This window comes from Nonomuraea rosea (genome assembly GCF_039539705.1).
Taxonomy (GTDB): domain Bacteria; phylum Actinomycetota; class Actinomycetes; order Streptosporangiales; family Streptosporangiaceae; genus Nonomuraea; species Nonomuraea rosea.
In genome coordinates this window covers 1-10,809 of the sequence record NZ_BAABDQ010000092.1, presented here as the reverse complement: position 1 = coordinate 10,809, position 10,809 = coordinate 1, and the positions used below count along the sequence as shown (strand labels likewise).

Here is a 10,809-nt window from a genome sequence, read left to right as displayed (position 1 = left end):
GTGGAGGGCAGGTAAGACCACCGCTCGCGGTGGCACAGCCCGCTGAAGCAGGAAGCCATCGAGGTGCCGCATGAACACGCGCGGCACGGGCGAGAATCCGCGGGCTTCAGCCCGAGGAGCGCGTCAAATGCTCTGGCTCAAGTAGGAAGCAGCCCCTCCGCCGGTCCCCGGAGCCGGGGGCCGGCGGTGCGGCGGGAGACCGCCTGCGAGGCGCTGGGGTGCGGGGTTTCGGCATCGTCGCGTTCCAAATCAGGATTTATCAGGAAAGCTCCTTTCGGCTGCTTGATCTTGCTCCATCCTTGGCCCATGCAAGGCGGCACCGCCTCACCGGAGCCGCACCGAAGGACTAAGGAGCTCCATGGTCAACCGATATCGGACGCTGCTGGCGGCGGTGGCGACGTTCGCCACCTTGGGCGCCACCTTAGGCACTGTCGCCGTCACCCCCTCGCAGGCGTCCGCCGTCGCGCCCGTCAGCGTCACCTTCGCCGCCGCGGAGGACGTGTTCATCAGCCAGGCCGAGCCCGCCAAGAGCTTCGCCACCGCGACGTGGATGAGCGTCTGCGGCACCACCTGCGGCAGCGCCGCCGCGGGCCAGCGCATCGCCCTGACCCGCTTCAAGGTCGCCGGCATCCCCGAGAACGCCGAGGACGTCAAGGTCACGCTGGACGTCGTCTCGGCCAGGACCACCGACACCACGCTCTCCGCCCGCGAGGTGACCGGCACCTGGACCGAGGCCGCCACCACCTGGAACACCCGGCCGACGGTCGGCACCACCGCCGTCGCCTCGCACACCGGCTTCACGACGGGCGCGACGGCCAAGCTGGACGTCTCCTCCGCCGTCGAGGGCGACGGCACCTACGCCTTCGCCCTCGCCGGCACGTCCGCCACCACGACCGTCCTGATGTCCTCGCGTGAGACCGGCAACCGCGGGCCGAAGCTCACGGTCACCTACACCGAGGGAACCGGGAGCGAGCAGACCGACGGGCCGCTGCCCTTCGACCTGGCCGGCACGGCGGCGCTGCGCGCCTCGGGCAAGAAGGTGTTCGCGCACTACTTCACCCCGTACCCGCTCTCGCTGGACAACCAGGCGCCCGCGAGCGACTACTACGCCAGGAACTACCTCAAGCCGGAAGGCGAGAGCGGCAAGCACGCCGCGTACGGCGGACTGCTGCGCGACCGGCCGCCGGGCCGTGACCCGATCACCGGCGACTACGCGCTGGCGGACTTCAAGACCGAGGTCAAGCAGGCCATCGCCGCGGGGCTGGACGGCTTCACCGTCGACATCCTGTCGGTGACCAGCGCGCACTGGACGCGGGTGCAGAACCTCATCAAGGCCGCCGAGGCCGTCGATCCCGGCTTCAAGATCGTGCTCATGCCGGACACGAACGGCCTGGCCTCGGTGGACAGCGCCACCTTCGCCACGGCCATGGCCAAGCTCGCCGCGTCGAAGTCGGTCTACCGGCTCGCCGACAACCGCCTGGTCGTCTCCCCCTTCAAGGCCGAGGGCCGGACCGCCGCCTGGTGGTCCGACTGGATGAAGACCATGGAGACGGAGCACGGGATCAAGGTCGCCCTGGTCCCCACGTTCCTCGACTTCAACAAGTACCGTGAGGCGTTCGCCTCGATCAGCTACGGCTTCTCGAACTGGGGCAACCGCAACCCCGCCGGCAACGCCGGCCTGGCTGCGAACATCACCACCGCCCACGGCATGGACAAGATCTGGATGCAGCCGGTGTCCATCCAGGACGAGCGGCCCAACCAGGGCATCTTCGACGAGGCCGGCAACACCGACAACCTGCGGGCCTCGTGGAAGGGCGCGATCGACGGCAAGGCGGACTGGGTTCAGCTCACGACCTGGAACGACTACTCGGAGAACACGCAGTTCGCCCCCTCCAGGAACGCGGGCTGGTCCTATCTGGACATCAACGCCTACTACCTGACCTGCTACAAGCTCGGCTGCCCCAAGATCACCAACGACACGGCGTACCTGACCCACCGCATCCACCCGGTCGCGGCCACGCCGTCGTACGCGCAGACCAAGCTGATGAAGCTGCGCGGCGGCAGCACGGCCGCCCGCGACACGGTCGAGGTGCTCAGCATGCTCACTGCGGCGGCCAAGGTGTCCGTCACGATCGGTGGCACGACGCAGACCTACGACGCGCCCGCCGGGGTGTCCGCCAAGACGTTCCCGCTGAAGGCGGGCACCGCTTCGGCGACCGTGTCGAGGAGCTCGGCCACGGTGGCGAAGGTGGTCTCACCGTACGAGATCACCGCGACGCCGTACGTGCAGGACCTGCACTATCGCGCGGCGTCGAGCGAACGCTGACGTAGCACGCCGGATCCCCCGGCCAGGGGATCCGGCTCCCGCATCATGGCAGGCACAGGACATGACCTGGGGATACATGCCCATTTGACCAGTGGTTTGTCGTGTGCCTGGCAGAGTTGGCACATGGTGGCAGGCCGGTCTATCAGGGCGCGGATGACGACCGCGACGGTGTCGCTGTTCGGCGTCATCCTGTTCGCGGGCGCCGTCGCGATCTCCATGCTGTATCCGGCGTGGGCGCGGGCCCAGCTCGTGGAGCAGGCGTCCACCGCCAGCCGCCGCCTCACCCTGCTGATCGACCGCGGCCGATTCGACGGGGCGATCCCGCCACTGGACGGCGTGCAGCTGATGCAGGTCGTGGACCATTCCGGCCGTGTACTGGCGGCGGATGTCCGGCTCGCCGGGCAGCGGCCGCTCACCCGTGCCCGGCCTGCCGGGCACGATCCCCAGATCCAGGCCCGCGAGTGCGTTCCCGGCAACGGGTGCCTGATCATCGTGGGGACGAACGACGAGATCAGCGCCTACGGGCCCGTCGTCGCCTACGCCGCCGTCCGCGAGCCCGTGCTGCTGGACTCGCCCTTGGTGCCCGGCCTCCTGTACGGCTCATCGGCGGTGCTGCTGGCCCTGATGGCGTGGTTCAGCTGGCTGGGCGTCGGCCGCGTGCTGGCCCCGGTGGAGCGGATCCGGCGAGGATTGCAGCAGATCAGCGCGCAGGACCTGAGCCGGCGCATCGACGTGCCCGGCACCGGGGACGAGGTCGCCGAGCTGGCCGTGACCGTCAACGACACGCTGCAGCGGCTGGACGACGCGGTGGATCGGCACCGCCGCTTCGTCTCCGACGCCTCCCACGAGCTGCGCACCCCGATCACCGCCATGCTCGTCCAGCTGGAGGCGGGCCTGGCGGACCACGACGACCCGGCCTGGCGGGCCGCCATCGACGACGCGCACCGGTTGTCCGACATCGTCCAGGACCTGCTGCTGATGGCCCGGCTGGACGCGGCGGCCCCCGCTGCGCACGAGCGGGTCGATCTGAGCCGCCTCGTCACCGAGGAGATCCAGCGTCAGCGCGGCCGACTGCCCATCAGCAGCGCCATCGAGCCCGGCGTCGAGGTCCAGGGCAACCGGCTGCACCTGGTGCGCGTGCTGACGAACCTGCTGTCCAACGCCGACCGGTACGGAGAGTCCACGGTGCACGTGAGTGTGCGCGCGGCCGGCGCCCACGCCGAGGTCCAGGTGCTGGACGACGGGCCCGGGATCCCCGAGGACATGCGGGAGCGGGTGTTCGAGCGCTTCACCCGCCTCGACCGGGCCCGGTCGAGGGACACCGGGGGCAGCGGGCTCGGCCTGCCCATCGCCAGGGACATCGCGGTGGCGCACGGCGGCACGCTGGAAGCCGGCGACGGACCTGGCGGCAGGCTCGTCCTGTGCCTGCCCCTCCGCGGCACGGACCCTTGAGCGACCGTTCACCTGAGGGCGCGGAAGAAGGCCCGGATGTCCTCGACGAGCAGGTCGGGCGCCTCCATCGCGGCGAAATGGCCGCCCCTGCCGAACTCCGACCAGTGCACGACGTCGTGCTCCCGCTCGGCGATCCGCCGGACCCCGGCGTCGCCGGGGAAGACGGCGACGCCGTGCGGCAGCGCCGAGTACTCGGCCACCGCGCCCCAGCCCTTCTGCCCTTCCTTGTAGAGACGGGCGGCCGAGGCGGCGGTCCCGGTGAACCAGTAGATGCTCACGTCGGTGAGCAGCTGGTCGACGTCCACCGCGTCCTCGGGCAGCTCGCGGGCCGGGTCGGTCCACTCCTTGAACTTCTCCACGATCCACGCCAGCTGCCCCGCGGGTGAGTCGTGCAGCCCGAACGCGAGCGTCTGCGGCCGGGTCGCCTGGATGATCGCGTACCCGGCCTGGTCCTGGTCCTGGTACTGGCCCAGCCGGGCGAGCTCCTCCTGGGTGAGCCCCTCGAACTCGGCCGGATCACCGCTCGGGAACCCGAGCGCGCCGTTGACGTGCACGCCGGCCACGTTCTGGGGCGCGGCGCGGCCGAGCATCGGCGAGATGACCGAGCCGCTGTCGCCGCCCTGCGCGCCGTAGCGCTCGTAGCCGAGCCGGTCCATCAGCTCCGCCCACGCCCGCGCGACCCGCTCCAGGTCCCAGCCGGTCTCGGTGGTGGGGCCGGAGAAGCCGAACCCGGGGATCGACGGGGCGACGACATGGAACGCGTCGGCCCGGTCGCCGCCGTGCGCCGCCGGGTCGGTGAGCGGACCGATGACCTTCATGAACTCGGCGACCGAGCCCGGCCAGCCGTGCGTGATGATCAGCGGCAGCGCGTCGGGCTCGGGCGAGCGTACGTGCAGGAAGTGGATGTTCTGCCCGTCGATCCTGGTCGTGAACTGCGGAAAGGCGTTCAGCTGCGCCTCCGCGGCACGCCAGTCGAAGCCGGTGCGCCAATACTCGGCCAGTCTCTTCGCGTAGCCGACGGGGACCCCGTAGGACCAGCCCACGCCGGGCAGCTCGTCCGGCCAGCGGGCCGCCGCCAGCCGGGCGTGCAGGTCGTCCACCTGCGCCTGCGGGATATCGAGACGGAACGGGTCAATGCGGTTGTCGTTCATGGTCGTCATGCTAGATACCGGTTAGGACAGATTCGGTCCTAGGATGCACGTCATGCTGGAGACATCGGCACGGCTGCTGCGGCTGCTGTCACTGCTGCAGACCCCCAGAGACTGGCCCGGCGCCGAGCTGGCCGAACGGCTCGGCGTCTCGCCCCGCACGATCCGCCGCGACATCGACCGGCTGCGCGAGCTCGGCTACGTCGTGCACGCCACGGCGGGCGCACCCGGCTACCGGCTCGGCGCCGGCGCCGGGCTCCCGCCGCTGCTGCTCGACGACGACGAAGCGGTCGCGGTCGCCATCGGGCTCGGCACCGCCGCCGTCTCCGGCGTGGCGGGCATCCAGGAGACCTCGATCCGCGCCCTCACCAAGCTGGAGCAGGTGCTCCCGTCCCGGCTCCGGCACCGCGTCGGCGACCTGCGGTCGGTCACGGTCCCGCTGGCGGGCCCGGCCGAGGCCGTGGACCCGGCCGTGCTCACCGCGATCGCCGCGGCCGTCCGCGACCGGGAGAGCCTGCGGTTCGACTACCGCTCCCATGACGGCGCGGGGGAGCGCCGCGCCGCCGAGCCGTACCGGCTGGTCAACTCGGGCCGCCGCTGGTACCTGGTGGCGTGGGACACCGGGCGGGGCGACTGGCGCACGTTCCGCGTCGACCGGCTGCGCCTGCACACCCCGAACGGGCCACGCTTCACGCCCCGCGAACCGCCCGGCGCCGACCTCGTCCGCTACGTGTCGGAGCGGATCTCCGTCGACCCGTACCGTTATCGCGGCCGGTTCACGGTGCGGGCTCCGGCCGAGGTCGTCGCGGCCCGGATGCCGCCGACGATGGCGGTGGTCGAGCCGGCCGGCGACGGCGCATGCGTGCTCAGCACGGGCTCGAACTCGCTCGACGAGCTGGCCATGTGGGTCGCGCAGCTCGGCGTCCCGTTCACGGTGCACGAGCCGCCCGAGCTCCTCGCCCACATCCGCGCCCTCGGCGCCCGCCTCACCGAAGCCACCCGCTCAACGCCCGCCTGACGGGCCCTGAATCCTGTTGCGAGCGGGACGCGGGGCCTGTCAGTGTCTAACACCCTGGACGGTGATGACGGCGCAGGTGGTGTGGGATGAGGTATGCGGGGCTCGCGCTCGCGTTCGTGTCCTCGTGGTGTTTCGCGTTCTCGGGGCCGATGGCGAAGTACCTCATCGCCGCCGGGCTGACGCCGTTCGAGGCCGTGTGGGCCCGGATGGCGGGCGCGGGGCTGCTGCTGGTGGCCGTGCTGGCCGTGGTCAGGCCGCGGGCGTTGCGGATCCCGCGTTCCAGGCTGCCGTTCGTGGGGCTGTACGCGGTCATGGCGGTGGCCGGGGTGCAGTCGCTGTACTTCGTGGCGATCACCCGGCTGCCGGTGGGGATCGCGCTGCTGCTGGTGTACACGGCGCCGGTGATGGTGGTGGCCTGGGTCCGGCTCGTACGCAAGGTACGGCTCGCGCGGGCCGCGTACGTCGGGGCGGTCGTCGCGGTCGCGGGCCTCGGGATCGTCGTCGAGGCGTGGCAGGAGGTACGGCTGGACGCACTGGGCCTGCTGCTGGGGCTGCTGGCGGGGGCGTGCTCCGCCGGATATTTCCTGATGAACGATAGCTTCGGGGACGACGTCGATCCCCTCGGGCTCATCGCGTGGGGGATGACCGGCTCTGCCGTGGTGCTCCTCCCGTTCGCGCGCCCCTGGGACCTCCCTTGGGACGCGTTCACCGCCGCCGCCACGCCGGCGGGCGGCCGGACGCTGCCCGTGCTGGTGGCCTACCTGTGGATGGTGCTGGTCGCGACCGTGGTGGCGTACATCCTGGGGGTGAACGCCGTGCGGCGGCTCTCGGCCGCGGTGGGGGCCACCGTGGCGTCGCTGGAGGTCATCGGCGGGGCGGTGGTGGCCTGGGCGCTGGTCGGCGAGACGCTCGGCGGCTTCCAGATCATGGGCGGGCTGATCATGCTGTCCGGCGCGCTCCTCGCCCAGACCGCCACCGGCTCCGCCCTCCGCGATCCAGCCGCCACCGGCTCCGCCACCCGCGGTCCAGCCGTCACGGACCCCCGCTCGCGGCGTCGCGTGTGAGCCCTCGCATTCCCGGCCGACCGTCCTGCACCGTCATGAGCCGTCACCGTGCGTGTGGAGCGCGGACGGCTGCGACCTTTTGCCGGACGGGTCGCGTTGGGAAGAGGCGAAAGGCTGCTTGACGATGCGGTCTGCTTGATGGCGCGGCCCGCTTGACGATGTGGGCCTATTTGATGACGCGCCCGACGAGGTGGCCGTTGCGCCGCGGAACCGCCAGGCAGTACACGGTCCTGTTCCTGGGCCAGTCCGCCTGCGTGGGAGCGAGCCCGGTCACCTCGACCTCGTCCCTGCGCGACTCCACGTACCGCATCCGCGGCCCGCAGCCGGTCTGGATGTGCCGCGTCAGGGCGTCCGCGCCCGGCCAGTCACCGTTGGGGAGGATGTACGTGGTGGCGTACTCCGCCGCGTGCGCCCGCTGGCAGGGCACCACCGTGACGATCGCGTCCGACGGCACGGAATCGAGGCAGTCCCCTGGACGCAGCTCGGTCGCGTAGAACCGGACGCCGTCGCCGGGCATCGCGACGGCGGGCGGCGCCACGGGGGACTCGCTCGAACACGCTGACAGCGCGATCGCCAGGCACGCGATCGCCGGTAGATGCCGGACCATGAGCTCGGATCATGTCAGGAGGAGATCACCGAATGGTCGCGCCATCGTAAGCGAGCGGACTCAGCCCCAGACCCGCTGGGCGGTGTCCACGACCAGCTCCAGCTTGCGGCGCTCGTCGTCCACGGTGAGCAGGTTCCCCCTGGCGGTCGAGGCGAAGCCGCACTGCGGGCTGAGCGCGAGGTGCTCGATCGGCACGTACTTGGCGGCCTCGTCGATGCGCCGGCGCAGGTCGTCCTGCGACTCCAGCCGCGCGACCTTGGAGGAGACCAGCCCGAGCACCACCGTCGTGCCCGCGGGAACGAACCGCAGCGGCTCGAACCCGCCCGCCCGCTCGGTGTCGTACTCCAGCAGGAACCGATCCACCGGCACCTCCCCGAACAGCCGCTCCGCGACCGGCTCGTAGCCGCCCTTGGACATCCAGGCGCTGCGGTTGTTGCCCCTGCAGATGTGCATCGCGACCGTGACCTCGGGATTCATCGCCTTGATCGCGCGCGCCAGCTCGGCGTCCACCGAGACCGTCATGTCGAGGATGTCCTCAGGGGCCGGCGCCTGCGGCCCCAGGATGCGGGCGCGGAACTCGGGGTCGATCAGGTGGTTGTAGCCCAGGGAGTCGAGCTGGATCCAGGTCACCCCGAGCGCCAGCAGGCCCTCGATCTCCTTGAGGCGCAGGGCGACGAGGTCGCGCATCATCTCGCCGGGCGTGGGGTAGACGTCCCGGCTCAGGTCGGGACGCCACAGCAGGTTGCCCATCGACGAGCTCATCATCGTGATCTTGAACTGTCCTGGTGCGTGCCGGGCGAGGAATCCGGCCTCCACGGTGCTGAGGTCCGACTTCTGGGTGAGCTTGCCGGTCGCGACCACCATCTGGAAGGCGGTCTCCTCCGGTGGTACGGGCGCGGCGTCGTCGCGGAACCACCCGGTGGAGGGCCCAGTGGAGGGCATGGCGACGGGCGAGACGCCGCCCAGCGACTCCAGCAGCCCGGCCATCCAGGTGGCCCGCCGCATCTCGCCGTCGGTGTAGACCTCGATCCCGGCCTGGCGCTGGAGGTCGATCGCGGCGAGTACCGCGCTGTCCTCCAGCCGGGTCAGCTCCTCGGCGCCCAGGTCGCCGCGCTCGCGCGCCTGCCGGGCGTCGAGCAGCCCTGGGGGCCGCAGCAGGCTGCCGACGTGTTCGGCGTGGTGGTGGATGGCGGGCATGGTTCCTCCTCGCTGTCGATGGCACGGGGCCGGTCGTGAGGTGAACGTCCAAGAGCCACTCTCCGCCGATCTGTACGGACCCGTCCACCCCCGGAACGGCTGCCGCCGGGCCGGATTGGATGAGCCGCACCGCGCGGCCGGGCCGAGTGGATGAGCGCCGATGATCTATTGCCGAGGCGGCGGACGGCACAGGATCGCCTCGTGTTCGTCCAGGACACGCGGAGGAACGGAGAATCGATGAAGCGCATCCTGCTCATTCTGGGCGCGATCGTCACCCTCGTGACGACCTGCTTCAGCACCGGAGCCCAGGCCGACGCACTGCGGTTCGCGACCGCGGACATCGTCGGCAACCAGTTCGTGGTCAACGTCCGCTACAACGAGTGCCTCGCGCTCGTCGGCGGCGGCGCGGCGAACGGCACCCCCATCGGCCACTACCCGTGCGAAGCCGCACCCGCGCCCTGGAACCGCTGGTCCTTCGAGGCCCAGGGCAACAGGTACATCTGCGACTACGAGAACATCCTCGGCAACTGCACCGACTATCGCCAGGTGTTCCTCTACCGGCTGCACAGCGAGCAGACCGGCAAGTGTTTCGAGCCCAAGGACGGCGGCACCAGCAGCGGCACCATCCTCCAGGAGTGGGACTGCCGCACCGGAACCCTGCGGCAGTCCTGGTTCGTGGGGACCGGCCCCAACGGCAGCGTCTACTTCTTCAACGCCAAGGCCTACGACGAGGGCCAGCACCTGCGGGCGATCGACGCCCCGCCGTTCGCGCAGGACTACCGGGTGCGGCTGTGGACCTTCAACAAGAGCGACGCCCAGCAGTGGGTGCTGCGCTGACACGTCAAGGCTGACCGGCGGACGTGACCCGGGCCCGCGGCTCCGGTCACGTCCTTGCCCGTTTCCGGCATCCGCCCGGCGGTGCGCGACGAATGGACTGCGTCGTGCACCGGAGGGGGATGAGCGCATGCGCGGGTGGCCGTTCGTCGGGCGGGACGCGGAGCTGAGCAGCGTACGGGCGTGTTTCCGCACCGCACTCGCCGCCGGCGGCGCGAGCGGCGTGATCATCGCGGGCGAGGCCGGGGTCGGCAAGACCGGGCTGGCCCGCGCCCTGCTGTCGGAGCTCGGCGCGGAGGGCCGCCACACCGGCTGGATCACCGCCACCAGGGCGCTGGCGTCCATCCCGTTCGGCGCGGTGGCCGGTCTGCTGCCCGCCGCCCGGCTCCCCGGCCGGCCGGGCGTGTCCGTGCTGTCGCTGGCCGTGGAGCACGTGCGCGCATGGGGCCAGCATGGACCCGCGGCGCTCGCCTTCGACGACGCCCACCTGCTCGACGGCGGATCGGCGGCCGTGCTCTGGCACCTCGCCGCCCAAGGGCTGATCTTCCCCGTGGTCACCGTACGCGGCGGCGAGCCCGTGCCCGACGCCGTCACCCAGCTCTGGAAGGACGGGCGGGCGCTCTGGCTCGACCTCGACCCGCTGCCGCCCGCGGCGGTGGACCGGCTGATCGAGCACGAGCTGCCCGGCGCCGTCGAGGGCGTGACCCGCACGCAGCTGCACGCCATCGCCGCGGGCAATCCGCTCGCCCTGCGCGAGCTGCTGGCGGGCGCGCTCGCGGACGGAACGCTGCGGCAGACGTACGGGGTGTGGCACTTCGTCGGCGGCTTCCGCCCGCGCGGCGGGATCCGCCGGCTGCTGCTGGACCGGCTCCACCCGGTCACCCCGTCCACCAGGCTCGTGCTGGAGCTGCTGGAGCTGCTGGAGCTGCTGGCCTGCGGCGAGCCGCTGCCGCTGGCCCTGCTGGAGCGGCTGGCGGACGCGGTCTCGATCGAGGCGGCCGAAGCCCGCGGCCTGGCGGTGTCGGAGCGGGCCGGCGGGCGCGTACAGGTGCGGCTGGCCCACCCGCTCTACGGCGAGCTGCTGCGCGCGGGCCTGTCGGCCGGGCGGGCGCGGCTGCTCGGCAGCCGCCTGGCCCGCGCCGCGCTGGCCACCGCGCTGCCCA

General features: G+C 71.7%; 9 protein-coding genes. 6 read left to right on the top strand and 3 right to left on the bottom strand.

The window, feature by feature from the left end; genetic code table 11:
• The first annotated feature begins 358 nt into the window (after positions 1–358).
• Positions 359–2,326 (top strand): glycoside hydrolase family 71 protein, encoded by a 1,968-nt coding sequence (locus ABEA43_RS67120; protein WP_345581221.1) that lies wholly within the window; start codon positions 359–361, stop codon positions 2,324–2,326.
• 153 nt (positions 2,327–2,479) lie between these two features.
• Entirely contained in the window at positions 2,480–3,778 is a 1,299-nt protein-coding gene (locus ABEA43_RS67115) for a sensor histidine kinase (RefSeq protein WP_345581218.1), read from the top strand.
• A gap of 8 nt (positions 3,779–3,786) precedes the next feature.
• On the opposite strand, the gene ABEA43_RS67110 is transcribed toward ABEA43_RS67115, so the two are convergent.
• A complete protein-coding gene (locus ABEA43_RS67110) occupies positions 3,787–4,929 on the bottom strand; it encodes an epoxide hydrolase family protein (protein WP_345581215.1) in 1,143 nt (380 codons plus the stop codon).
• Positions 4,930–4,981: 52 nt separating this feature from the next.
• Here ABEA43_RS67110 and ABEA43_RS67105 point away from each other — a divergent pair, with 52 nt between their 5' ends.
• Complete coding sequence (locus ABEA43_RS67105) at positions 4,982–5,944, top strand: helix-turn-helix transcriptional regulator (RefSeq protein ID WP_345581212.1); 963 nt, start codon at positions 4,982–4,984, stop codon at positions 5,942–5,944.
• Positions 5,945–6,030: 86 nt separating this feature from the next.
• A complete protein-coding gene (locus ABEA43_RS67100; protein WP_345581209.1) occupies positions 6,031–7,008 on the top strand; it encodes an EamA family transporter in 978 nt (325 codons plus the stop codon).
• Positions 7,009–7,174: 166 nt separating this feature from the next.
• On the opposite strand, the gene ABEA43_RS67095 is transcribed toward ABEA43_RS67100, so the two are convergent.
• Both ABEA43_RS67095 and ABEA43_RS67090 read right to left on the bottom strand, forming a co-directional pair.
• Entirely contained in the window at positions 7,175–7,615 is a 441-nt protein-coding gene (locus tag ABEA43_RS67095) for a hypothetical protein (RefSeq protein ID WP_345581206.1), read from the bottom strand.
• Between the two features lie 60 nt (positions 7,616–7,675).
• Complete coding sequence (locus ABEA43_RS67090) at positions 7,676–8,812, bottom strand: uroporphyrinogen decarboxylase/cobalamine-independent methonine synthase family protein (RefSeq protein ID WP_345581203.1); 1,137 nt, start codon at positions 8,810–8,812, stop codon at positions 7,676–7,678.
• A 237-nt stretch (positions 8,813–9,049) separates the two neighbouring features.
• Between ABEA43_RS67090 and ABEA43_RS67085 the strand changes: the two genes are divergently transcribed.
• Both ABEA43_RS67085 and ABEA43_RS67080 read left to right on the top strand, forming a co-directional pair.
• Positions 9,050–9,649 (top strand): RICIN domain-containing protein, encoded by a 600-nt coding sequence (locus ABEA43_RS67085; RefSeq protein ID WP_345581200.1) that lies wholly within the window; start codon positions 9,050–9,052, stop codon positions 9,647–9,649.
• A gap of 127 nt (positions 9,650–9,776) precedes the next feature.
• A partial coding sequence (locus ABEA43_RS67080; RefSeq protein WP_345581197.1) for an AAA family ATPase occupies positions 9,777–10,809 on the top strand: 1,033 nt, incomplete at its 3' end.